The organism is Streptomyces sp. NBC_00663, from assembly GCF_036226885.1.
Classification (GTDB): domain Bacteria; phylum Actinomycetota; class Actinomycetes; order Streptomycetales; family Streptomycetaceae; genus Streptomyces.
Genome location: NZ_CP109027.1, coordinates 8,426,189 through 8,449,633 on the forward strand (window position 1 = coordinate 8,426,189; position 23,445 = coordinate 8,449,633).

17 protein-coding genes are annotated in these 23,445 nt (G+C 73.0%); 8 read left to right on the forward strand and 9 right to left on the reverse strand.

Going from position 1 to position 23,445, the window contains the following annotated elements; all coding sequences use genetic code 11:
- Positions 1–78: 78 nt before the first annotated feature.
- Complete coding sequence (locus OG866_RS38290) at positions 79–843, forward strand: LysR family substrate-binding domain-containing protein (protein ID WP_329344494.1); 765 nt, start codon at positions 79–81, stop codon at positions 841–843.
- An 18-nt stretch (positions 844–861) separates the two neighbouring features.
- Here the strand turns inward: OG866_RS38290 and OG866_RS38295 are convergent, their stop codons facing one another.
- Together OG866_RS38295 and OG866_RS38300 are read right to left on the reverse strand one after the other, a co-directional pair.
- Positions 862–3,666 carry a beta-L-arabinofuranosidase domain-containing protein gene (locus tag OG866_RS38295; protein ID WP_329341942.1) on the reverse strand — a complete coding sequence of 935 codons (2,805 nt, stop codon included), beginning with the start codon at positions 3,664–3,666 and terminating at the stop codon, positions 862–864.
- Positions 3,667–3,796: 130 nt separating this feature from the next.
- The gene (locus OG866_RS38300) at positions 3,797–5,401 is read right to left on the reverse strand and encodes an outer membrane protein assembly factor BamB family protein (protein WP_329341943.1); all 1,605 of its coding nucleotides are present in this window, start codon (positions 5,399–5,401) and stop codon (positions 3,797–3,799) included.
- Positions 5,402–5,469: 68 nt separating this feature from the next.
- On the opposite strand from OG866_RS38300, the gene OG866_RS38305 reads away from it, so the two are divergent.
- The 4 genes from OG866_RS38305 to OG866_RS38320 all read left to right on the forward strand — a co-directional run bounded on the left by OG866_RS38305 (position 5,470) and on the right by OG866_RS38320 (position 11,034).
- A complete protein-coding gene (locus tag OG866_RS38305; RefSeq protein ID WP_329341945.1) occupies positions 5,470–6,249 on the forward strand; it encodes an SDR family NAD(P)-dependent oxidoreductase in 780 nt (259 codons plus the stop codon).
- 36 nt (positions 6,250–6,285) lie between these two features.
- The gene (locus tag OG866_RS38310; RefSeq protein WP_329341947.1) at positions 6,286–6,693 is read left to right on the forward strand and encodes a cytidine deaminase; all 408 of its coding nucleotides are present in this window, start codon (positions 6,286–6,288) and stop codon (positions 6,691–6,693) included.
- A 180-nt stretch (positions 6,694–6,873) separates the two neighbouring features.
- Positions 6,874–9,516 (forward strand): ATP-binding protein, encoded by a 2,643-nt coding sequence (locus OG866_RS38315; RefSeq protein ID WP_329341948.1) that lies wholly within the window; start codon positions 6,874–6,876, stop codon positions 9,514–9,516.
- A gap of 102 nt (positions 9,517–9,618) precedes the next feature.
- Positions 9,619–11,034: an FAD-binding oxidoreductase gene (locus tag OG866_RS38320; RefSeq protein WP_329341950.1), complete on the forward strand. Its 1,416-nt coding sequence runs from the start codon at positions 9,619–9,621 to the stop codon at positions 11,032–11,034.
- Between the two features lie 21 nt (positions 11,035–11,055).
- Here the strand turns inward: OG866_RS38320 and OG866_RS38325 are convergent, their stop codons facing one another.
- The 3 genes from OG866_RS38325 to OG866_RS38335 are packed head-to-tail and all read right to left on the reverse strand — an operon-like array spanning position 11,056 to position 15,398.
- Positions 11,056–14,166: a carboxyl transferase domain-containing protein gene (locus tag OG866_RS38325; protein ID WP_329341952.1), complete on the reverse strand. Its 3,111-nt coding sequence runs from the start codon at positions 14,164–14,166 to the stop codon at positions 11,056–11,058.
- A 40-nt stretch (positions 14,167–14,206) separates the two neighbouring features.
- On the reverse strand, positions 14,207–14,902 hold the full coding sequence (locus OG866_RS38330) for an HAD family hydrolase (protein WP_329341953.1): 696 nt from the start codon (positions 14,900–14,902) through the stop codon (positions 14,207–14,209).
- A gap of 19 nt (positions 14,903–14,921) precedes the next feature.
- Positions 14,922–15,398: an Lrp/AsnC family transcriptional regulator gene (locus tag OG866_RS38335; protein ID WP_329341955.1), complete on the reverse strand. Its 477-nt coding sequence runs from the start codon at positions 15,396–15,398 to the stop codon at positions 14,922–14,924.
- Between the two features lie 195 nt (positions 15,399–15,593).
- Here OG866_RS38335 and OG866_RS38340 point away from each other — a divergent pair, with 195 nt between their 5' ends.
- Positions 15,594–17,081 carry an FUSC family protein gene (locus OG866_RS38340; RefSeq protein ID WP_329341957.1) on the forward strand — a complete coding sequence of 496 codons (1,488 nt, stop codon included), beginning with the start codon at positions 15,594–15,596 and terminating at the stop codon, positions 17,079–17,081.
- A 191-nt stretch (positions 17,082–17,272) separates the two neighbouring features.
- On the forward strand, positions 17,273–18,322 hold the full coding sequence (locus tag OG866_RS38345) for a lactonase family protein (RefSeq protein WP_329344496.1): 1,050 nt from the start codon (positions 17,273–17,275) through the stop codon (positions 18,320–18,322).
- A 209-nt stretch (positions 18,323–18,531) separates the two neighbouring features.
- Here OG866_RS38345 and OG866_RS38350 read toward each other — a convergent pair whose 3' ends face one another.
- The 4 genes from OG866_RS38350 to OG866_RS38365 form a co-directional block, all read right to left on the reverse strand.
- Positions 18,532–19,452 carry a sirohydrochlorin chelatase gene (locus tag OG866_RS38350; RefSeq protein WP_329341959.1) on the reverse strand — a complete coding sequence of 307 codons (921 nt, stop codon included), beginning with the start codon at positions 19,450–19,452 and terminating at the stop codon, positions 18,532–18,534.
- Between the two features lie 119 nt (positions 19,453–19,571).
- On the reverse strand, positions 19,572–20,681 hold the full coding sequence (locus OG866_RS38355) for an N-acetylglucosamine kinase (protein ID WP_329341960.1): 1,110 nt from the start codon (positions 20,679–20,681) through the stop codon (positions 19,572–19,574).
- A gap of 38 nt (positions 20,682–20,719) precedes the next feature.
- Entirely contained in the window at positions 20,720–21,397 is a 678-nt protein-coding gene (locus OG866_RS38360; protein WP_329341961.1) for a uracil-DNA glycosylase, read from the reverse strand.
- Positions 21,398–21,470: 73 nt separating this feature from the next.
- Positions 21,471–22,556: a WD40/YVTN/BNR-like repeat-containing protein gene (locus OG866_RS38365; protein ID WP_329341962.1), complete on the reverse strand. Its 1,086-nt coding sequence runs from the start codon at positions 22,554–22,556 to the stop codon at positions 21,471–21,473.
- 271 nt (positions 22,557–22,827) lie between these two features.
- On the opposite strand from OG866_RS38365, the gene OG866_RS38370 reads away from it, so the two are divergent.
- Positions 22,828–23,412, forward strand: coding sequence for an Rv1733c family protein (locus OG866_RS38370; RefSeq protein WP_329341964.1), 585 nt, complete (start codon positions 22,828–22,830; stop codon positions 23,410–23,412).
- Positions 23,413–23,445 lie beyond the last annotated feature (33 nt).

The window sequence follows — 23,445 nt, forward strand, 5'->3', positions numbered from 1 at the left end:
TCCAGGGTATCGACTGGGTGAACCTCCGCCGACCACGGCGGGTAACCTGGCCAGGTGACAGGCGTGGAAGAACCCCCGATGACCGGCCCGGACGAAGCCACGGCGTTCCGGCTCGCCTACGTCCCGGGAGCGACCCCCGCGAAGTGGGTGCGGATCTGGCACGAGCGGCTGCCGGACGTTCAGCTGACCCTCCTCCAGCTCTCCGGCACGGAGGCGGTCGACGCCCTGCGGGACGGCTCCGCGGACGCCGGTCTCGTACGGCTGCCGGTCGACCGTACGTTCTTCAGCGCCATCCCCCTCTACACCGAGACCACGGTCGTCGTCGTCCCCAAGGACCACGTCATCGCCGCCGTCGACCAGGTGACCCTCGACGATCTGGCCGACGAGACCGTGCTGCACCCCTTCGACGACGTCTTCGACTGGGAGCAGCCGCCGGGGGAGCCGGCCTTCGAGCGGCCCGCGACCACGGAGGATGCGATCGACCTGGTCGCGGCCGGTATCGGGGTGCTCGTCGTCCCGCAGTCGCTGGCGCGGCTGTACCACCGCAAGGACCTGACCTACCGGCCGGTCACGGACGCCCCTGAGTCCTCCGTCGCCCTGGCGTGGCCGGAGGAGGCGACCACGGACATGGTCGAGGACTTCATCGGCATCGTCCGCGGCCGTACGGTCAACAGCACGCGGGGCCGCTCCACGACCCCGGGCAAGGCCGACGACAAGGCCAAGGCGAAGGCCGAGCAGAAGAAGCAGCCCCGGCGTCCCGACGCGGCCGGCGGGCGACGCAAGCCGCCCGCCGCCAAGAAGGCCCAGAGCGCCAAGCGCGGAAAGCCCCGCCGCCGCTCGTAGGACCGCTGTCCGCGCGTTTCAGGACACGTAGGTCGCCTGCCCCGCCGTGTTGATCACCGTCTGCCCGTTGGCCTGGGAGAGCAGCCCGGCGGACACCCACGCGTTCACGGTGCTCGTCACCTTGGCCACCAGCGCGCTCTTGCTCGCGAAGGGCGCCCCCGCCCAGATCTCGTCGAGCAGCGTGGTGCCGTCCGACTTCGCGGGGTTGGCGATCCCGGAGTCGAGCGTGCCGAAGACGACCTTGGGTTCCGCGCGCCGGAAGTAGGCGTGCGTGGGGTTCTCCGTCCCCTCCATGAAGGGCGCGAACTCGGTGCCGTTGAGGGTGTAGTGGAGGGGCGTGCCGCTCACCGGGGTGAGGGTGGGCAGCAGGTCTCCGGAGAGGGCCGCGTTGGCGTACAGCCCGAACGACAGATAGCTGGTGGCGGAGTTGCGGGCGACCAGGTTGACGGGGCCGTAGAAGAGGGTCTGCAACGACGGGTCGTCCAGGGCCTTTTCGACCCGCAGCCGGAAGGGGACGGTGACACGGACGACATCGCCCGCCTTCCAGGTCCGCGACACCGTGAAGTAGCTCCCGGCGGCCGGAGTGCCGCTCACCGCGGCGCCGTTGACGGTCACCTGGAACCCGGCCGTCGCCCACGACGGCACCCGCAGCTTCAGGGCGAAGGCCGCGCTGCTGCCGCCGAAGGTGAGGGTCGTGCCCTGCTCGCGCGGGTAGCTGGTGGTCTGAGTGACCGTCACCCCCTTCTGCGCCCAGGTCAGTTGGGAGGGGCTGTAGAGGTTGACGTACAGCGCGCTGCCGTCGGCGGCCTTGAAGTACACCGAGTCCTGGTACTTGGTGGCGCTCTCCATGCCCGTGCCCTCGCAGCAGGTGGTGCCCTGCTTGGGCGTGTAGTCCCGGACATGACCGGGCGTCAGCCCGATGAAGTACGTGACGAGCGGCTTCTCCGCGTCGGCCTTGTCCTGCTTGGAGCCGAGGACCTGGTTGTAGAGGGCCCGCTCGTAGTAGTCCATGTACTTCGGGGTCTGCTCGTGGAAGAACAGGGTCCGGCTGAGCTTGAGCAGGTTGTACGCGCAGCACGTCTCGGCGTCGGTGTCGCTGATCGTGCCCGCGATCAGCCCGGACGCCTTCCAGAACTCGCCGGTGCTGGTGCCGCCGATGCCGTACATACGGTTCGGTACGACCATGCCCCAGAAGTTCTTCGCGGCGGTGAGGTAACGCGTCTCGCCCGTCGCGTCGTACAGCCGCAGCAGCCCCGTGAAGATCGGTATGTGCTGGTTGGCGTGCAGGCCGTTCAGGGTGTCCGTGTTCGCGGCGCAGGCGTCGATGAGCGAGTCGAGGTCGAACAGCTTGGCCAGCGCGAGGTGTTCGGTCTTCCCGGTGGCGGCGTACAGGTCGACGATCGCCTCGACGATGCCGCCGAACTCCCCGCTGGAGAACAGGCCCCACATCCGCTGGAGTGTCGCCTCGGGCAGCACCGACAGCCGGGAGTGCATCCAGTCGCCCATGCCGGAGGCGAGGTCGAGGGCGCGGGCGTCACCGGTGGCGGTGTACGCGTCCAGCAGACCGCGCAGGATCTTGTGCGCGGTGTAGTACGGCGCCCACACCTTGGTGTAGTCGCTCGCGGTCATCGACTCCAGGGTGATGAACTGCGTCTCCGGGTAGGCCGCCAGGAACCCGGGGTGGCTCGGCCCGCCCCAGGTGCGGCGCAGGGTCGCGGTCAGGCCGCGGCCGGACGCGTCGGCGAAGGTCCCGCCGCTCGTGGCCTGGAAGTAGTACGAGGCGAGGTTGCCCAGTCCCGCGGTGGAGAGCTTGGCCTCCTTGGTCTGAAGTGAGGTGATCTCGGCCTGGGTCAGGGCCCGTGACCAGACGTTGAACTCGTCGAAGCCGCCCGCGTAGACGGGGTCGCCCGCGTAGTTCGAGCGGCCGAGCCAGTTGTTGGTGAGGGTGCCGAGCGTCGCCGGGTTGAGCGTCATCGCGGTGTTCGTGGCGACGGCGGTTCCGTTGACGTACAGGGTCCCGGTGCTGCCGGAGATCGTGACCGCGAGGTGGCTCCACTGGTTCAGTGGCAGCGCGGCCGTACCGTTGAGGCCCTGTTCGCCGCCGGCCCCGCTGGTGGTGATGGCGAACCGGGGCACACCGCTCGCGTTGCGGCCGGCCAGGTACATGTACCGGGTGGTGTTGTTGCCGAAGTCGAAGATCCGCTGCCAGTTGGCGTCGTGCGTGGGCTTCACCCACACCGACAGCGTGATCGCGGAGGCCCCACCGAGCACCGCGGCGGGCAGGTCGACGTACTGGTAGGAGCCGCGCACGTTCTCCAGCGCGCCGCCCCATTTCCCGGTGACGGACAGCATCTTGGGGTCGGTGCGCAGGGCGGCGCGGGCGTCGGTGAGCGCGCCGACGATCGTGGCGATCTTGTCGGCGAAGACCTGCTCGCCGGTGCTCGCGTACGCCTGCGACAGCATGGTCAGGAAGTGCCCGGTGTAGTGCCCGCGCAGATTGCCGTTGGCCTCGCCGTCCAGCCCCTCCCAGCCGCCGGGCGCGACCGCGCCGCCGGTGGAGAGCCCGGCGTTGGCGCGGAAGACCTGGACGAGCCGGTTCACGTCGTAGCCGCGCGCGTGGTCGAGCATCAACTGCCGTTTGTCGGTGAACACACCTGCCTTCAGGGCCACTTCGTCCAGGGAGAAGGGCTGGACGGACCAGGCGGCGGGTGCGGCGGAGGTCGCGGCGACGGCCCTGCCGCTCGCGACGTACGAGAGCGCGGGCGCGGCGGCGGTGAAGACGGCGGCCTGGAGGAGGTGTCGTCTGGAGAGGGGCGGTGCCATGTGTGCTCCTCGTGATGCGGCGCGATCGAGGCTGTTCGTAATTACGAACGCCATTCGAATAGTCGACCAGACGATAGGGAGGGGGTGGGTGAGCGTCAACGGGTCTGGAGCGTTCAGTTCCGGCCGTTCGTCATGGCGTCGTCGAGCAGTCGAGGATGCGACCGTCGACGGTGCCGATCAACAGCCGGTCGGAGGCGGTGAGTTCGAGGGACAGCGGCGCGACGGACAGGCCGTCGATCTTCAGCCGGTGCCGCCAACGTACGCTTCCGTCCTCGGCATTGAGGGCGATGAGCTCGCCGGAGTTGAAGGCGACGTAGACCGTGCCGGCGTCGCCGTCCAGTGCGGTGATGCCGCGGTCGGCGGCGAACTCCCAGCGGATCGCGCCGTCCGTCGGACTCCGCCGTACGACGAAGGCGCTGACGAGCGCGGGACCGCTCGTGTCGTGCGCCACTCCCGCGTACACCAGGTCCGTGCCGATCTCGACGCCAGGGCCGCCGGACAGCTGCCGGGCCGGTGACCGCCAGTCGAGAGGGAAGAGCGGCCGGGGTGCCGAGGGTTCGTCCGGGTCGACCTCGACCACCCGTTGGCGCAGGTGCGGCGCCCGCTCGTCGCCCTGGAGGAACAGCAGCCGACTGCTGCGGCGTACGGGGAAGGAGTGCTCGACGGCGTCGAGTCCGCCCAGCTCCACGGTCCTGCTCGGTGTTTCCCCGGCGGGCGTGATCAGGGCGACCGGTCGAGGACGGGGCCTGAAGCTCGTGTCGGAGCCTGTCGAGCAGAGGGCCAGCCAACCGTCCCGACGCTGCGTGAACCGGACGGGGAACCCCAGACCCAGGGTGCCGATCGTCTTCCCGTCCGCCAGGGACACCCGGGCGACGAGCGGCGGCTCGACCACCCTCTCCCGGCCCACCCAACGCTCACGCCACCGCTCCACATTGACCCAGGCGTCCGCGTCCCGGACCGCGAGCTGACGTCCGCCCTCCTCGTCCCCGACGCACCAGTCCAACCGTCCGTCCGGCAGCCAGGCCTCGGCCAGCACCTCGTCGAGGCAGGCCAGCACCCGCCCGTCCGGCAGCCCGCGCACGTCCCAGACCTGGCGGCGCGGCTCCCACCACGGCTCCCCGACCAGCTCGGCCAGCCGCTCGACGGCATCACCCGTCGGCTCCTCGCGCTCCACCCACTGACCGGCGAGCTCCTTCTGCTGCACCGAACCCCGGGGCGCGGCAGCCCAGTCGGGCCGCTCGACGAGGACGTCGTACGCATGCGTGTGGGCCTCCTCGCACTCGTTGTCGTCGTCCCTCGGCGCCACCAGGAGCCGCAGCTCCCGCGCGCTCTCCCAGCCCACCTTCAGGATCTCGCGCGGGCTGCGCATCATCGAACGGCACCGGCCCGACTCCAGGTCGACCAGCAGCAGTTCGCCCTCGAAGGCGTACCCCCCGTCGTACGCCCCTGTGCCGACGGCCAGGAGTGGAAGCGTCGGATGGAGGGCTAGGGAATGGACGGGCCAGCGGGACTCGACCAGACGGCGACAGCGTAGGTCGTCCGCGCCGTAGACCGCGATCCGGTGCGCCCGCCACCCGTACCCGCCGCCGCGGCCGCCGGACCACCGCAGCGCCCCGAGATCTCCGCCCACGACCACGACCCCCCGCTCCTCGCCCACGGCGACGGCCGAGGGCACGCCGATCTCGGCGAAGGGGTGGTCTCCGAGGACGCGGTGGATGATCAGCGGTGCGGACATACAGGCATGATCCCTGATCAGATCCCCCGGACGACAAGCCGCCGGGCGCTGCCGCCTAGGGTGCGGACATGACCAAGCAGCCGTATCTCTCCGCACTGTTCTCCCTGGAAGGCCGGGTCGCCCTCGTCACCGGCGGCAGCTCCGGCATCGGCCGGGCCGTCGCCGGTGCGCTCGCCCGTGCCGGAGCGAGCGTCGTGGTGGTGGCTCGCAAGGAGGCGGAGCTGGCGGCGACCGTGGACGAGCTGACGGGCGACGGCTGTCGGGCGGCCTGGGTCAGTGCCGACCTCGGTGCGCGTGACGGTGTGCGCGCGGCTGCCGACGAGGCGGTGCGGGCCTTCGGGGAGCCCGACATCCTCGTCAACTCCGCCGGAGTCAACCTGCGGCCCCCGATGGGCGAGCTGGCCGAGGACGTGTGGGACACCACCATGGCCGTCAACCTGGAGGCGCCCTTCCTGCTCGGGCAGCGGTTCGGCCCCGGCATGGCCGAGCGCGGCTTCGGGCGGATCATCCACATCACCTCCCAGCAGGCCCACCGCGCCTTCGTGCAGAGCGGCGCCTACGGCGTCTCCAAGGGCGGCCTGGAATCCCTCGCCCGCTCACAGGCGGAGGCATGGTCGCCGTACGGCGTCACCTGCAACACCCTCGTGCCGGGCTTCGTGATGACCCCGCTCAACGCCCGCCTCGCGAACGACCCCGAGAAGGTCGAGGCGCTGGCCGCCCGGACCATGGTCGGGCGGAACGGGCTGGCCGAGGACTTCGAAGGCGCCGCGGTCTTCCTCGCGAGCCGTGCCTCCGCCTATGTCACCGGCCAGTCGATCTTCGTCGACGGCGGGCTCTCGGTGCACTAGCGTCGTGGCGCGGACCAGGAAGGGAAGATCGTCAGCATGCAGAGCCACCCCGTCGACCACGAACTCGTCGAGGCCGCCGCGCAGGTCGCCCGCACCCGCTGCCGGGGCGACCAGCACACCATGGCGGCGGCGGCCCGCGCCCGGGACGGCCGGATCGTCACCGCGGTGAACGCCTACCACTTCACCGGAGGACCCTGCGCCGAACTGGTCCTCATCGGCACGGCGGCCGCCCAGGGCACCTACGAGCTGGACACGATCGTCGCCGTGGGCGACCGCGACCGGGGCGTCGTCCCGCCGTGCGGCCGATGCCGGCAGGTCCTTCTCGACTACTTCCCCGCCATCGAGGTCATCGTCGGGCACGGCGACCTCGTCCGCGCCGTTCCCGTCGCCGACCTGCTGCCGGAGACCTATGTCTGGGCCGATCACCAGCTCGACGCCCAGTAGGGCGGGTTGAACCGGACGTCCGCGTCCGCGTCCGTGTCCGCGTGGAACTTCCTGGATTTCTCTGCGTTCTGGAACATGCGACTCACTCGTCCCGGCGGATACGGCGGGGTGCCCTGTCTCGCACGGTAGGCACCCTCATCTACGGGCGGAAGGCGCACCGCCGATGGCAGAATCGGCCCCGTGGATCGGTGGATCCTCGAACGCGAGCGCGAGTTGACGCGACTGGCCGCGGCCGCCCGGGAGGCGGCAGCCGGTGCCGGTTCGGTGGCGCTCGTCTTCGGTGAGGCGGGCATCGGCAAGTCGAGCCTGGTGAAGGCCATGCCGGAGCGGCTGCCCGGCCACGCCCGGGTGCTCGTCGGCCAGTGCGACGACCTCGCTACCCGGCGCCCCCTCGGACCGTTCCGCGACCTCGTCGGCAGCGTCGGCGCCGACCTCGCCCGCGCCGTCATGGAGGGCGGCGACCGCCACCGCGTCTACGAGGCCCTGCACGCCGAACTCGCCGGCACCCCGCACCCCGCGGTCCTCGTCGTCGAGGACGTCCACTGGGCTGACGAGGCCTCCCTGGACGCCCTGCGCTTCCTGGTCAGACGTATGGAGGCGCTGCCCGCGCTGCTCGTCCTCACCTACCGCGACGACGAGTTGAGCCGCGAACACCCCCTGCGTCACCTCCTCGGCCAGGTCTCCCGCACGTCCCGGGTGCACCGGCTGCCCCTCGCCCGGCTCTCCCTCGACGCGGTGCGCGCGCTGAGCGCCGCCCGCAGACTCGACGCCGCCCAGGTGTACGAGGTGACGTCCGGCAACCCCTTCTTCGTCGCCGAGATCGTGGCCGCCGGCGGCGCCGGGGGAGTGCCCCCGACGGTCGTCGACGCCGTCATGGCCCGGCTGCGGGGCCTGGACCCGGTGACGGTGGACGCGCTGGAGCAGCTCGCGGTCGTACCCTCCGCGGTCGAACGGCCGTTGGTCGACGCCCTGTTCACGGACGGAGTGGCCGTCCTCGCCGCCGCCGAGCAGCGCGGACTGCTCACCGTCGTGCCGGAACGGGTCGCGTTCCGGCACGAGCTGATCCGGCGGGCCGTCCTCGACTCCCTGCCCGCCGCCCGCCGCATCGACCTCAACCGCGGTGTCCTCGCCGCGCTCGTCGCCCGGCCCGGCACCGACGCCGCCCGGATCGTCCACCACGCCGACCAGGCCGGCGACCAGGACGCCATCGCCCGCTACGGCCCCGATGCCGCCAAGGACGCCGCGTGCGCCGGCGCCCACCGCGAGGCCGCCGCCCAACTCCGGCTCGTCCTGCGCCAACGCCACCGCTACGGCCCGGCCGACCTCGCCGACCTGCTGGAACGCTACGCCGTGGAGAGCTACACCATCGCCGACTCCGCCGCCGCGGTCACCGCCCAGCACGAGGCCGTCGCCCTGCGCCGCGCCCTCGGCGACACCCTCGGGCTCGGCGCCGACCTGCGCTGGCTGTCCCGCATCCACTGGTGGGCCGGCGACGCCGACCAGGCCCAGGACGCCGCCCGCGAGGCCGTCGCCGTCCTGGAACACGCCGGCGACGACCGGCTCCTCGCCCTCGCCGTCAGCAACACCGCCCAACTGCGCATGCTCTCCGACCGCTACACCGAGGCCGTCGAACACGGCGAACGCGCCATCGCCCTGGCCCGCAAGGCCGACGACGCGGCGATCCTCTCCCACGCCCTGAACAACGTCGGTACGGCCCGCTGGCGCGGCGGCGACCCCGGCGGGCGGCGCCAGCTGGAGGAGAGCCTGGAGGTGGCGCTCGCCGCGGGCGAGGTCGAACACGCCTGCCGCTCCTACGCCAACCTCATCTGGACCCTCCTCGACAACCTCCAGTACGACGAGGCCGACCTCTTCCTGCCCCCGGCGATGGACCTCGCCGACCGCGCCGAACACCTCGGCTTCCTCAACTACCTCCACGTCGAGCTGGCCGTACGGCGCCTGGCCGCCGCCGACTGGGAGGACGCCGAGAAACACGCCGAGTACGGCATGCACGACTTCGTGCCCGCCCGCTGCCCCGCCCTCACCGTCCTCGCCCGGGTCCGGATCCGCTGCGGCCGGCCCGGCGCCGCCGAACTCCTCGCCGAGGCCCGCGAGATCGCCGTACGCACCAGGGAACTCCAGCGCACCGGGCCGGTCGCGGCGGCCCTCGCCGAAGCGGCCTGGCTGCGCGGCGACCTCGCCGCCGTCACCGCCGCCGCGGGGCCCGTCCACGCCCTGGCCGACCGGCTGCCCGGCGTCCCCTACCGCGCCGAGCTCGGCTACTGGCTCACCAAGGCCGGCCACGCCGTCCGCCTCGACGACTCGGAGCATCCGTTCGCGCTCCAGGCCCGCGGCCTCTGGCGCCCGGCCGCCACCCGCTGGCTGGAAGCGGGCTGCCCCTACGAACACGCCGTCGCCCTCGCGGAGAGCCCCGACCCCGCCGACAAACTCACCGCACTCACCACCCTCGACGCCCTCGGCGCCGAACCGCGCGCCCGGCTGCTCCGCACCGAACTGCGCCGGATCGGCGTACGGCACATCCCGCGCGGCCCGCTCGCCGCGACCCGGGAGAACCCGGCGGGCCTCACCCGGCGCCAGCTCCAGGTCATGCGGCTGCTCGCGGACGGACTGACCAACGCCGAGATCGCGGCCCGGCTCGTGGTGTCGGTGCGGACGGTCGACAACCATGTCCGGGCCGTCCTCGACAAACTCGACGCCCCCACGCGCCGCCACGCGGCCGACCGCGCGGCCCGGCTCGGACTGCTGGCGGACGGCGAAGGAGCACGACCGGAGTCCGAGGGACCGCTTCCGCTCGCCGAAACGTAGGTATCCGGCGGCGCCGAGCTGGGTGATGCACACGGATGTCCGTTCGGTGATGACGCGAGTAGAACGGGCGAATCGACCGGAAATTCCGAAACGGGGGATCGTATGACCAGCAGCATCGCCCGCGCGGCACGCAGTGAACTCACCAGTTTCACCGGAGAGTTGATCGGCCCCGACGACGCCGCCTTCGAGGAGGCCCGCAGCGTCTACAACGCGATGATCGACCGGCGTCCCGCCCTGGTCGCCCGCTGTGCCGACGCGGACGCCGTCGCCCGCGTGATCGGCTTCGCCCGCGCCCACGACCTGCCGCTCGCCGTGCGGGGCGGCGGCCACCACGGCGCCGGCCTCGGCACCGTCGACGGCGGAGTGGTCGCCGACCTGTCACCGCTGAAGCACATCGAGGTCGACGCCGAGTCGCGCAACGTCCGGGTCGGCGGCGGCTGCGTCTGGGGCGAGGTCGACCGCGCCACCAACGCCCACGGCCTCGCCACCCCCAGCGGCATCATCTCCACCACCGGCGTCGGCGGTCTCGCCACCGGCGGTGGCCTCGGCCACCTCACCCGCAGGTGCGGGCTGACCATCGACAACCTGCTGGAGGCCGAGGTCGTCCTCGCCGACGGGCAGAAGGTGGTCGCCAGCGGCTACGAGAACAGCGACCTGTTCTGGGCGATCCGGGGCGGCGGCGGCAACTTCGGCGTCGTCACCTCGTTCCTGTTCCGGCTGCACGAGATCAGCACGGTCGTCGCCGGACCCACCTTCTGGGCCGTGGAGGACAGTGCCGAAGTCCTCGCCGCCTACCGGGACTTCCTGCCGAACGCGCCGCGCGAACTGAACGGCTTCTTCCTGCACGGCACGGTCCCGCCCGCCCCGCCGTTCCCCGAGGAGATCCAGCTCCGCAAGATCGCCGGCATCGTCTGGTGCTACACCGGCGCCGACCCCGAGGCCGCCGCCCGCGAGATGGCCCCGCTGCTCGACGCGCTGCCCGCGCCGCTGCTGCACGCCCCCATGGTGCTGCAACACCCCGAACTCCAGGCGATGTTCGACGGGCTCTATCCGCCCGGCGACCAGTGGTACTGGCGTGCCGACTTCGTCGAGTCCGTCCCGGACGACGCCGTCGCGCTCCACGCCAAGTTCGGCGCCGAGCTGCCCACCATGCAGTCGACCATGCACCTCTACCCGATCGACGGCGCCGCCCACGACGTCGGCCAGGACGAGACCCCCTGGGCCTACCGGCACGCCAACTGGGCGTCCGTGTACGCCGGTGTCGACCCCGACCCGGCCAACGCCGAGCTGATCAAACGCTGGACGGTCGACTACTTCGACGCCCTGCACCCGTACTCGGCGGGCGGCGCCTACGTGAACATGATGATGGACGAGGGCCAGGAGCGCGTCCGGGCCAGCTACCGCGGCAACTACGACCGGCTGGCCCGCATCAAGGCCGACCGCGACCCGGACAACGTCTTCCGCCTCAACCAGAACATCCAGCCGGCCGTGAAGCCGACGCACGAGGCGCGGCCGTAGTCCGCGCGTCAGAGGGGGCACTCACCAGGTGTCCACGTACGAGCGGTGCCCCGGCTGCGGGGCGGGGCACCGCTCCAGGGCCGCCAGGATCCAGGCCCGTGACCCGGCCGGGTCGATCACCGCGTCGATCTCCAGCGCCGCCGCCGCGTTGACCGCCTTCCCGTGTGCGTACAACTCGGCGACCCGCGCCTCGAAGGCGCGCGCACGCTCGGCCGGGTCCGCGATCGACGCCAGCTCCTTGCGGTAGCCGAGCCGGACCGCGCCCTCCAGACCCATCCCGCCGAACTCCCCGCTGGGCCAGGCGGCGGTGGCCAGCGGAGCGCGGGTCGAGCCGCCCATCATCGCCATCGCGCCGAGCCCGTACGCCTTGCGCAGCACCAGACTCACCAACGGCACCCGCAGATTGGCGCCCGTGACGAACAGCCGCGCGAAGTGCCGTACCGTGGCGGTCCTTTCGGCGTCCGGTCCGACCATGAACCCCGGGGTGTCGCACAGCGAGACCACCGGTAGCCCGAACGCGTCGCACAACTGGAGGAAACGGGCCGTCTTGTCGGCCGCGTCCCGGTCGATCGCCCCGCCCAGATGCGCCGGGTTGTTCGCGATGATCCCCAACGGCCGCCCCTCGACCCGCGCCAGACAGGTCAGCACCCCCACCCCGAACTCCGCGCGCAGCTCCAGTACGGACCCGACGTCCGCCAGGCCGCGCACGACCGCCCGAACGTCGTACGCCCGCCGCCGGTTCTCCGGCACCGCGTGCCGCAGCAGCCGCTGGTCCGGCGCCTCCCAACTCCCCTGCGCACCTTGGAAGTACGTCAGGTACTGCCGGGCCACCCGCACGGCCTCCGCCTCGTCGGCGACAGCGATGTCGACGACCCCGTTGGGCACCTGCACCGACAGCGGCCCGACCTCCTCCGGCCGGTACACGCCGAGCCCGCCGCCTTCGATCATCGCGGGCCCACCCATCCCGATGCTCGCCTCGGGCGTGGCGATCACCACGTCACAGCAACCGAGCAGGGCCGCGTTCCCGGCGAAGCACCGCCCCGAGGCGATGCCGACCAGCGGTACGAGCCCGCTCAGCCGCGCCATCCGCTGGAAGGTGGTCACGTCGAGGCCCGCCACCGCGGTCGTGTCGGTCTCCCCGGGCCGGCCCCCGCCGCCCTCCGCGAACAGCACGACCGGCAGCCGCCGTTGCCCGGCGATCTCCAGCATCCGGTCGGTCTTGCGATGGTTCTGCACGCCCTGGGTCCCGGCCAGGACGGTGTAGTCGTACGACATCGCCACGCACGGCTCGCCATTGACCCGCCCGGTGCCGCTGACCAGGCCGTCCGCCGGCGTCGACCGGATCAGGTCGTCCAGCGAACGCCGCCGGCGCTGGGCGGCGACGGCGAGGGCGCCGAACTCCGTGAACGTGCCGTCGTCGCACAGGTCGTCGATGTTCTCGCGGGCCGTACGGCGGCCGAGCGCACGCCGTTTCGCGACCGCGTCGGGCCGGTTCCCGTCCAGCCCGAACGAGTGCCGGTGCCGGACTTCGGCCAGGTCCGCCCGGACTGCGTCCAAGTCGGCGGCCTCGTACCCGAGTTCCTCCGCCGGGCCGCCGTCCAGCTCCGCCAGCTCGATCAGCGACTGCCCCTCGCCCACCGACGCGCCCACCCGCGTGTGCACGGCCCGCACCACACCCGCACCGGGTGCGCGCACCACGTGCTCCATCTTCATGGCCTCGACCACCGCCAACCGCTGTCCCGCACGCACCGGTTCACCGGGTGAGACATCCACGGAGACGACGGTCCCGCCCATCGGGGCGGTGGCCGATCCGTCGACCGGAGTGGCATCGGGGACCACCACGGAGTGCTCCCAGAACCCCGGCCGCGCCAGCACCTCGCGCAGCAGCGGGATGCCGGTCCGCACCCCCTCGACGGTGAACTCGCCGAGCGCCCGCCGCACCCGCGCGCAGGCCGCGTCCACACCGCCGCCTGGCACATGCCCGACGACCTTCGCGAGCAACGGGTCGTACCGCGCACCCACCTCGACCCCCGCCCGCACCGCGGTGTCGACCCGCACCCCGGGCCCGGTCGGCACGTCGAACCGCGTGATCCGCCCCATCGACTCGGCGCTCACCCGCGCCTGCACGGCGAACCCGCGCGGCGGCGCGGGCGGCCCGGACAGCCCCAGCCCGGCGAGCGTCTCCCCGGCCGCGAGACGCAGTTGTACGGCGACCAGATCGAGCCCCGTCACCTCCTCGGTGACCGTGTGTTCCACCTGGAGGCGCGGGTTGGCCTCGATGAAGTGGAACCGGTCGGCCAGGACGAGGAACTCGAAGGTCACCAGGCTCGAACAGCGGGCGGCGGCCGCCATCCGCAGCGCGCTGTCGAGGATCTTCTCCCGTACCGCGTCCGGGAGTCCGGGCGCGGGCGCGATCTCGATCAGCTTCTGATGACGCCGCTGGACGCTACAGTCCCGGTCCCACAGATGTGTGACGGCGCCGGTCGCGTCCCCGGCCACCTGCACCTCGATGTGCCGGGCGCCCTCCAGCAGCCGCTCCACGTACAACTCGCCGCGCCCGAAGCCCTGCACGGCCTCCGAACGGCACCGCTCCCACGCCTCGTCCAGCTCCTCGCCCCGCCGCACCACTCGCAGACCACGTCCGCCGCCCCCGCCGACGGCCTTGACCATGACCGGCCCGTCCGCGAGGAAGGCCCGGGCCTCCTCAAGGCCGCCGTCGCTCGCCGGGAGGACCGGAACCCCTGTCCGGACGGCGAGTTCACGCGCGCGCACCTTGTCCCCGAAGACCTCCAGCACCTCGGGCGCGGGCCCGACGAAGACGACGCCCGCCTCGGCGCAGCGCCGGGCGAGGTCGGCGCTCTCGCTCAGGAACCCGTAACCGGGGTGCAGGAAACCGCAGTCGGCCCGTGTCGCGGCGTCGACCAGGGCGTCCGCGTCCAGATAGTCGCCCAACGGCACGGCCTCGTCGGCCAGTCGGACATGCGCGTCGTCGCCCTCGGCGTACACCGCGACCGTGCGCAGCCCGCACTCGGCCGCGGACCGCAGCACCCGAACCGCGATCTCCCCGCGGTTGGCGACCAGTACGGCACCCATGCGTGAGCCCTCCAGGACGTCGGCGACCAGCCACGCCATGCTGGTCGACGTCGGCGGGAAGGTCCAGGGCGCCCAGAGGTCAGGAGGAAAGCGCCGAACGCGCCAGCCACTCGTACGCGGCCCGCGCCGTGAACTCCTCCTGGCCGCCGCGCAGCAGGAGCGAGGCGGTGGCGAACTCCGGGGCGTCGGCCTGCGCGGCGACGTACGGGATCGCGATGCAGCGCATCCCGGCCGCGTGCGCGGCCGCGGCGCCCGGCGCCGCGTCCTCCAGGACCACGCAGTCGGCCGGAGCCGCGCCGAGCCGGCGGGCCGCCTCCAGGAAGACGTCCGGGGCGGGCTTGCCGCGCTCGACCTCGTCGGCGGAGACGACGGTGGGCAGGAAGGCGTCCAGGCCGGTGCCCGCCAGGATCGCCTCGATGGCCTCCGGGGAGGACCCCGAGGCCACGGCCATCGGCACGTCCTCGGTCGCCAGCAGCTCCACGAACTTGCGCATCTCGGGGTAGGCGGGCGTGTCCACCCGGGCCAGCTCCAGATAGCGCCGGTTGAGCTCGCCGAGCAGCTCGGCGCGCGGCACGGTGAGCCCGTACCGCTCCCGCCACAGCCCGAGCGTCTCCCAGGTGCTGATGCCCACGTAGCGGGAGTTGTCCTCCCAGGTGAAGTCCCGGATCCCATGGTCGGCGAGCAGGGCGCGCGATGCCTCGTAGTAGTTCGGTTCGCTGTCCACGAGCGTTCCGTCGAGATCGAAGATGACCGAGGTGGGCCCGAGAGTGCTCATGTCGCCAGGATGTCAAAGATCAGTTCCGGGCCGCGCGGCCGATCGACTCCACCAGCGGCAACAGCCGGTGCGGCACGCGCTCGCGCAGCGCCACCTCGGTGCGGGTGCGGACCACACCCGGCAGGCTGATCACCTTCTGGATCACGTCCTCCAGATGCGCGTTGTCCCGCGCCACCACCCGCGTCAGCAGATCACCGCCGCCCGCGATCGAGAAGGCCTCGACGATCTCCGGCACGGCGGCCAGCGCCTCGCCCACGTCGTCGAGGCGGCCCTGGGTGACCTCGATGTGCACGAACGCCAGCACCGGGTGACCCAGGGCGGCGGGGGAGAGCGACGGACCGGTGCCGGTGATCACACCGTCCCGCTCCAGCCGGTCCAGTCGGGCTTGCAGCGTGCCGCGCGCGACCCCGAGGACGCGGGCGTACTCGCGCACGCTCGTGCGGGGCTGCTCAAGCAGCAGCCGCAGGATGCGGGTGTCGAGCTCGTCGACGGCCATGGTGCCCGGCCTCCTTGAGTGTGGTCCGTTGGCTCGCCGATGGACGACCTCGGTCCCATTTGTCTGTGCCAATGGCCCAGCATATTCGACGCCACTTGAGCCAGGCGCGACACCGATGCTGCAATGAGGCTGTCGATGGCGCTGCGGACCCCGCGGCGCCTTTTGCATGTCGGGACACAGCAGGGGCGGTCGGTAGTGCTGAAGAGGGTGTTCGTGGCTCCGGACCCGGGGCGGACGCGGCTGCGTTTCGCGGCCCGGGCCGTCCTCGGTATCGGGCTCGCGGTGGTCGTGTGCGGTCTCGCCGGGCACTCTCTCGTCGGCGCCGTCACCGGCGGGCTCGCCGCGCTGCTCGCCCTGTTCACCGTCACCGACGCCACCGTGCGCGGACAGGCGGTCACCACCGCGCTGCTGCCCGCCGTGGGCCTGCCCGTGCTGGCCGCGGCGGCCGAACTGCACGACCACCCCGTCGCCCGCGACCTCACCTTCCTCGCCGTGATCGGCGCGGGCGTGTACGCGCGCCGCTGGGGCCCGCGCGGGCACAGCCTCGGCGTGTTCGCGTTCATGACCTTCTTCGTCGCGCAGTTCCTGCACGCCACCACCGACCGGCTGCCCGAGCTGTACGCCGCCGTCCTGCTCTCCGTGGCCACCGCCGCGGCCGTGCGCTTCGGCCTGTGGTGCTACGAACGCAGGCTGCCCCCGGCCCCGGTCGCCGCCCCGCCCGCCGGCACCGGACTCGCCCGGGTGACCACCCGGCAGGCCGTCCAGGCGACCGTCGGCGCGGCCTTCGCGCTCGTCGTGGGCCAGCTGGTGTCCGGCGAGCGCTGGTACTGGGCCGTCGGCGCCACCTGGTGGGTCTTCGTCAACACCGCCTCGCGCGGCGAGACCCTCGTCCGCGGCTTCCGTCGCGTCCTCGGCACCGTCATCGGCATCGGCCTCGGCCTGCTCGTCGCCGTACCGCTGGACGGCGCCGGGCTCCCCACGGCTGTGCTCCTCGCCGCCTGCGTCTTCGGGATCTTCTACACGGCCGCGATCTCGTACACCTGGATGATGCTCTGCGTCACCGTCCTCGCCGAACTGCTCTACGGCCTCCTCGGCGTCCTCACCCCGGGCCTGCTCGCGCTGCGCCTGGCGGAGACCGGCATCGGGGCGCTCGGCGCGGCCCTCGCCGTGCTGTTCGTGCTGCCCGTGACCACTCACACCACCACCGACGCCTGGATCCAGCGCGCCCTGCGCTGTGTCCACGCCTGCACCGCCGAGGCCGCCGCCCGCCTCGCCGGCACCCCGGACGCCGACCCGGCCCCGCGCGTGGCCGAACTGGAGCAGCTGCTGGCCAGGGTCCGGCTCTCCGTCGCCCCGCTGGTGCACCCACTGAACCCGATGCTCGGCCGCAAGCGGCGCGCCCGCCGGGTGCTCGCCCTGCTCGACGACTGCGCCCGCGAGATCCGCGGCCTGGTCGCCGTCGCCGCCGACCCCGAGGCCTCGCACGACGCCCGCCTGGCCGCCGCCTGCTGGCGGGTGGAGACCGCGGTCGAGGCGCTGACGGGCGGAAAGCACCTGGCACTCCCGGACCAGCCGGCCGCCGAGGAGCCCGCCCTGGCCCATCTGCACGGCCTGGAACGCGCACTCGCCGACCTGGCGGCCCCGCTACGGGCCCCGTCCGGCTCGCCACTGGTAGGGGCCTGACGGCTCCGCGGGTCCACGAAAGGCCGGCCCGCGGGCAGACCACAGGCAGAGCACGGGCAGACCGAAGGCAGACCGCGGGGCAGGTTGTTCCGGTGATCTGCGCGGTGGATGAAATCCTCGTCGTATGGTCCGCATGGTCTAGACCGCTGCTACCGTCAGCCCCCATGGCACAGGACCGAGAGGGGACAGCGGTGGCAGACGGCGGCGGGTGGCAGCGGAGGGCCTTCATCGGCTCGTTCACGGCGGCCGGAGGCCCCGGCATCGTGGCAGCGGCCGTGGCTCCGGACACCGGCGCGCTCACGCTCCTGGGCAGCCTCGACGGCCTGTCCGACCCCTCGTACCTGGCCCTGGCGCCGGACGGGGACACGCTCTACGCGGTCAGCGAGACCGCCGAGGGCACGGTGGCCGCCTACCGGGTCACCGGCGACCGGCCCGAACCCGTCGGCCGTCCGGTGCGGGTCGGCGGCGGGCCCACCCACCTCGGCCTGTACGACGGCCACGTCCTGACCGCCGACTACGGCTCCGGCAGCGTCACCGCCGTGCCGCTCCGCCCCGACGGCGGCCTCGCGGGCCCCGCCTCCGGCGCACTGCGCCACACCGGCGCGGGCCCGCACACCCGGCGCCAGCAGAGCCCGCACGCCCACCAGGTGCAGGCCGACCCGAGCGGGCGGTGGATCGTCAGCGTCGACCTCGGCACCGACTCCGTCCGCGTGTGCACGCTGGCCGACGGGACCCCGGACCTGCACCGCGAGATCGCGCTGCGCCCCGGTTCAGGCCCGCGGCACCTCGCCTTCCACCCGGACGGCGCCCACGCCTACGTCGTGAACGAACTCGCCCCGACCGTCACCGTCTGCCGCTGGGACGTCTCCGACGGCCTGCTGAAGCCGCTGACGGAGGTGCAGGTGCTGGCGGACGCCCCGGCCGGCGACGCCTACCCCTCAGGCATCGTCGTCTCGCCCGACGGCCGCTTCGTGTGGACCGCCACCCGCGGCGAGGACGTCCTGTCCACGTTCGCCGTCGACGGCGACGAGCTGCGCCTCCTCGCCACCGTGCCGTGCGGCGGCCACTGGCCGCGGGCCATCGCCGAGTCGGGCGGGTATCTGTACGTCGCCAACGAGCGCTCCGGCGACGTGACCTGGTTCGCCCTCGACCCGGAGACGGGGCTGCCACGCCGGGGCACCGCGGGGTCGGGCCCGGCTTCGGTGAAGGTGCCGGCGGCGTCCTGCGTGGTGCTCGGCTGACTCCTGAGCGCGGTGTCGGATGCTTTGGCTGACTCCTGAGCGCGGTGCCGGATGCCTTGGCTGAATCCCGAGTGTGCCGCCGGATGCCTTGGCTGGTCCCGAGCACGGGTGCCTTATGCCGAAGGGCCCGCCTCCCGTACTGGGAGCGGGCCCTTCGGCGGTGCGTGCGGTCGTGCGGCGGTGCGGCGGTGCCTGCGGTCGTGCCTGCCTCAGCGCGTCGGGGCGCCCTGAGGCTGCTGCGGCGCGATGCCCAGCGCCGTCGTGTACTTCGCCAGCGCGAGCTTGCCGATCGCCGGGTAGGGGCCGAGCGCCTCGGCGGCGGAGCAGCCCGCCTCCTTGGCCGCCTCCTCGATCAGACCCGGGTCGATCTCCGGCCCTATCAGGTAGGGCGCCAGCGCCAGCTGCTGCGAACCCGAGGCGCGCAGCTGCTCGGCCACGGAGGAGATCGAGCCCTCCTGGTCGAGGGCGGCCGCCATCACCGGCACGGCGAGGCGCGCGGCGAGCAGCATGCCGGTGATCCCGGCCGCCTGCACGGCCTCGTCACCGCCCACGGAGGCCAGGATGATGCCGTCCGCGGCGGTCGCCACGGTGAACAGCCGGGCGCGGTCGGCGCGGGCCAGACCGGCCTCGGACAGCCGCACGTGCAGCGCCTCGGCGAGCAGCGGGTGCGGGCCGAGCACATCGGTGAGGTCGGCCGCGACACGGCTGTCCATCACGGCCTGGCGGACCACCCGCAGCAGCGCGCTGTCCGGACCGGCCAGCAGCGGCACGACGACGGCGACGGGACCCTCGGGCTCCTTGACGTCGAGTCCCGCGGCCCTGGCCTGCTCGAACCGGGCCGTGCGCTCCTCGGCGGCGTGCGCGAGCACGGACTGGAGCGTGGGGAACTCCGCGTCGTCCCCGTCGAGGTAGCCGATCCGCGCGTCGAGGCCGGGGAGCTCGGAGCGGGCGATGCTCACGACCTCCTCGGCGAGGCTGCGCGTGGCAGCGCTCGGCGTGCCCGGCACCGCGAGGACAAGCGCGGGCGCGCCCTCGGGAGCCGCCAGCGGCTCGGGACGGCGGTGCCGTCCGGGCTGGCGGGGGCGCGGCATTCGTACTGGCAGGCCGGCGGGCCCAGTGGGGGAGCTCATGGCGCCGCATGTTACTGGCTTACTGGGCTTCCCTGTTCGGGGAGGGTGCAGGTGAGCGGTATCCGTCCGGTTTTGTCTGATGAGTTACGTACGGATCGGAAGCGGGCGCCCTGTCGGGATCAGTCGCCCGTTCCGGTCATCACGTGCACCATCGACGCATCACTCGGCAGAGTGAGCGCCCCGGTCGCCAGGTCGGTCGCGATCCGCACGGCCCCGTGCAACGGATCCCCGGCGGCGGCGACCCGGCGCGCGTGCGGCAGCCTCTTCGCCAACTCCTCCTCCAGGGGTACGAGGAGCGGGGCGCCCATCCTGAACAGCCCGCCGGTGACGGCCACGTGGGGTTCTCCGGCGGGCGGACAGACCGCCGCCGCCGACTCGGCCATGTGCCGGGCCGCCTCGCGCAGGATGCCGGCGGCCACCGGGTCGTCGTCCGCGCAGGCGGCGACCTGTGGCGCGAAGGAGGCGAGGACGGCGGGCCGGTCCGGTCGCGGATAGAGCCGCCCCGGCAGCCCGGCCATCGGGCCGAACTCGCCCTCGGCGCGGGCCAGCAGCCCGGCGGAACCCCCCGGCCGCCCGTCGTACGCCCGCAGGGCCGCCTCCAGCCCCGCCCGGCCGATCCAGGCGCCGCTGCCGCAGTCGCCGAGGAGATGCCCCCAGCCGTCGGCACGACGCCAGCCGGTCAGATCCGTGCCGATGGCGATGAGCCCCGTACCGCCCGCGACCACGGCACCCGGCGTCGGCCCGAGGGCACCCACATAGGCGGTGACGGCGTCGGCGACGAGCGCGATCGGCCCGATCCCGAACTCCCGCCGCAGGGCACCCGGGAGCTCGGCGCGCAGGGCTTCGCCCAGCGTGGTCAGCCCGGCGGCCCCGACAACCGCCGCCCGCAACCGAGTCACCTGGGCCTCTGCGGCCAACTCCCGGACCATCGGCACCAGTTGTTCCATCAGGTGCACCGGGTCGATACCCCGCGCGCCCGTACGCACCGGCACGCGCGACTCCCGCAGGCCCAACGCGCCGCGCTCCGCCGTACCGACGGCGACGCGGAGACCGGAGCCACCGGAGTCGACCGCGAGGATGCCCGGGTCGGCCGGGTCCGGGACACGTCTGTCACCACCCGGGTCGGCCGGGTCCGGGAGACCCCTGGCGTCGCCCGGGTGGGCCGGGTCCGGGAGGCCCCCGTCGTCACCCGGGTCGGCCGGGATCGGGAGGTCCCTGTCACCACCCATGCCGGTCGCAAGTCCCCCGTCGCCGGCTCCCGTTGCGGTCACGGCAGACGCCAGTCCACCGGTTGCCCTCCCTGACGGACCAGCAGGTCGTTGGCCCGGCTGAACGGTCGGGAACCGAAGAAGCCGCGGTCCGCCGACATGGGGGAGGGGTGGGCCGACTCCACGGACGGCAGATCACCGAGGAGCGGTCGCAGATTGCGGGCGTCGCGGCCCCACAGGATCGACACCAGCGGCTTGCCGCGTGCGGCCAGCGCCCGTATCGCCTGCTCGGTGACCTCCTCCCAGCCCTTGCCGCGGTGCGCGGCCGGCTGACGCGGGGCCGTGGTGAGCGCCCTGTTGAGCAGCAGCACGCCCTGCTGGGTCCACGGCGTCAGATCGCCGTTGGAAGGCTGCGGCAGCCCCAGGTCGGTGTTGAGCTCGCGGTAGATGTTGATCAGGCTGCCGGGCAGCGGACGCACCTCCGGCGCGACCGAGAACGACAGGCCCACCGCGTGCCCGGGCGTCGGGTACGGGTCCTGTCCGACGATCAGGACGCGGACCTCGTCGAAGGGTTGCTGGAAAGCCCGTAGGACGTTGGATCCGGCCGGGAGATAGGTGCGTCCCGCGGCGATCTCCGTCCGCAGGAAGTCGCCCATCTCGGCGATCCGTCCGGCGACGGGTTCCAGGGCCTTCGCCCAGCCCGGTTCGACGATTTCATGCAAGGGTCGTGGTGCCACGGGCGTCACCCTACTGCCGTACGGGCAGCGGCGATCAACCGGTGGCCAAGGCCCGGTGGTTCCCCCTCGTGGCTCATCCCACCACCGCGGCCCGCACGCACAGCACGTCCGGCAGATGCGAGGCGAGCTGCTGCCAGTTGTCGCCGTCGTCGGCCGAGGCGAACACCTCGCCGTTGCGGTTGCCGAAGTACACCCCGGCCGGATCCGCGTCGTCGGTGCAGAGCGCGTCCCGCAGCACCGTGCCGTAGTGGTCGCCCTGCGGCAGCCCCGCGGACAGCGGCTCCCAGCTCTTGCCCGCGTCCGTCGTACGGAAGACCCGGCAGCGGTGGTCGGCGGGGACACGGTCCGCGTCGGCGTTGATCGGGAACACGTACGCCGTGTCACCGCGGCGCGGGTGGACGGCCATCGCGAAGCCGAAGGTGGACGGCAGCCCCTCGCCGATGTCGGTCCAGTGCGCTCCCGCGTCGTCACTGCGGTAGACGCCCCAGTGGTTCTGGAGGTACAGCCGGTCCGGGGTCACCGGGTCCTGGGCGACCTTGTGCACGCACTGCCCGAACTCCGGGTCGGGATCGGGCAGGAACACCGCGGAGACACCGGAGTTGGAGGGCGCCCAGCTCGCGCCGCCGTCGGACGTCCTGAACACCCCGGCCGTCGACACGGCGACCGTCACCGCCTGTGGATCGCGCTTGTCCGTCACGACCGTGTGCAGCCCTTCGCCGCCGCCGCCCGGGACCCACTTCGACCGGGTCGGGTGCTCCCACAGCGGGCGGACCAGTGTGAACGTCTCCCCGCGGTCCTCGGAGCGGTACAGCGCGGCCGGTTCCGTGCCCGCGTAGACCACGTCCGGCTCCGCCGCCGCCGGATGCAGTTGCCACACGCGCTCCAGCGAGGCGCCCGTGTCCTTCGGGAACTTGACGGCGGGCTGGGCCGGTTCGGTCCAGGTCCGGCCGAGGTCGTCGGAGTGGAACACCGACGGCCCCCAGTGCGCGCTGTCGCCGCCCGCCAGCAGGCGTGGCCGCTCACCCCGGGTGTCGATCGCGACCGAATACACGGCCTGCGCGTTGAAATACGGACTCTCGTCGAACTCCCAGGTCCCACCCCGCCTGCGCCCGATGAACAGGCCCTTGCGGGTCCCTACGGCGAGCAGTACCTCGGTCATGCCGATCACCTCCGCGACGTCCTTGTCTCAGATATCGGCCAGTCTGCACCCAGCCACTGACAGTCACCCCTGGAAAGGGCTCCGTCGCAGGTCAGGGCGGTGATGGTAGCTCGTGTCGGCGATCTGTGGGCGGCTTTCGCGAAGACCGGGCGGGGGTGCGGGGCCTGTGCGACGGTCGAGGCGTGGGGACTCGCCGTGAGCACCTCGGCGACGTCCCCCGTATGGAAGGGCGGCCCGGCATGTTCATGCGCTCATGAGGAGGAAGCCTTCGATGGCGTTCCGTGGTTCGAAGGTGTGGTTGTGGCGCTGGCGGCGCAATCCGCTCAGGCGGCGCGCCGACAAGGTGGAGGCCTGGGTCGTCCTCGGCGCGTGGCTGCTCACCGTCCTCGCGGGGGTGTTCGCCGGTCTGGCGGCGAGCGGGTCGGTGGAGGGCACCCTCGCCCGGGAGCGTGTCGAGTGGCGGCAGGTCGAGGCCCGGCTCGTGGCGAAGGCACCCGGCACCTTCGCCGGGCAGACCGGGACGACCAGCGGCGACCAGGTGTGGGCGGAGGTCCGCTGGGCGGCACCCGACGGCTCCTCGCACACCGGCCAGGTCCGGGTCCGTCCCGGCAGCGCCGGCGGCACCCCCGTCTCCGTCTGGACCGACCGGGAGGGCCGCCTGGTCACCCGCCCCGCCACCCCCGCGCAGGCCCACCTCCGCGCCGCCCTGATCGGTGCCCTCCTGGGCGTGAGCGCGGCGATCGTGCCGTTCGTCACCGGGCGCATGCTGTGCGGTCGCCTGGAACGCCGGCGGATCGACCAGTGGGACGCGGAGTGGGCACGCTTCGGCCAGCAACGGGGGCGGACGGCGGGCTGAGGGAGGGATCCGGGGCAACCTCGGCAGCCCTGG

Coding starts and splice junctions, on each gene's coding strand:
- OG866_RS38335 (WP_329341955.1), bottom strand. CDS start 15,398: ATGGCCGTCGACGAGCTCGACACCCGCATCCTGCGGCTGCTGCTTGAG.
- OG866_RS38295 (WP_329341942.1), bottom strand. CDS start 3,666: ATGGCACCGCCCCTCTCCAGACGACACCTCCTCCAGGCCGCCGTCTTC.
- OG866_RS38325 (WP_329341952.1), bottom strand. CDS start 14,166: ATGGCGTGGCTGGTCGCCGACGTCCTGGAGGGCTCACGCATGGGTGCC.
- OG866_RS38370 (WP_329341964.1), top strand. CDS start 22,828: ATGGCGTTCCGTGGTTCGAAGGTGTGGTTGTGGCGCTGGCGGCGCAAT.
- OG866_RS38355 (WP_329341960.1), bottom strand. CDS start 20,681: ATGGGTGGTGACAGGGACCTCCCGATCCCGGCCGACCCGGGTGACGAC.
- OG866_RS38350 (WP_329341959.1), bottom strand. CDS start 19,452: ATGAGCTCCCCCACTGGGCCCGCCGGCCTGCCAGTACGAATGCCGCGC.
- OG866_RS38330 (WP_329341953.1), bottom strand. CDS start 14,902: ATGAGCACTCTCGGGCCCACCTCGGTCATCTTCGATCTCGACGGAACG.
- OG866_RS38320 (WP_329341950.1), top strand. CDS start 9,619: ATGACCAGCAGCATCGCCCGCGCGGCACGCAGTGAACTCACCAGTTTC.
- OG866_RS38290 (WP_329344494.1), top strand. CDS start 79: ATGACCGGCCCGGACGAAGCCACGGCGTTCCGGCTCGCCTACGTCCCG.
- OG866_RS38365 (WP_329341962.1), bottom strand. CDS start 22,556: ATGACCGAGGTACTGCTCGCCGTAGGGACCCGCAAGGGCCTGTTCATC.
- OG866_RS38310 (WP_329341947.1), top strand. CDS start 6,286: ATGCAGAGCCACCCCGTCGACCACGAACTCGTCGAGGCCGCCGCGCAG.
- OG866_RS38300 (WP_329341943.1), bottom strand. CDS start 5,401: ATGTCCGCACCGCTGATCATCCACCGCGTCCTCGGAGACCACCCCTTC.
- OG866_RS38305 (WP_329341945.1), top strand. CDS start 5,470: ATGACCAAGCAGCCGTATCTCTCCGCACTGTTCTCCCTGGAAGGCCGG.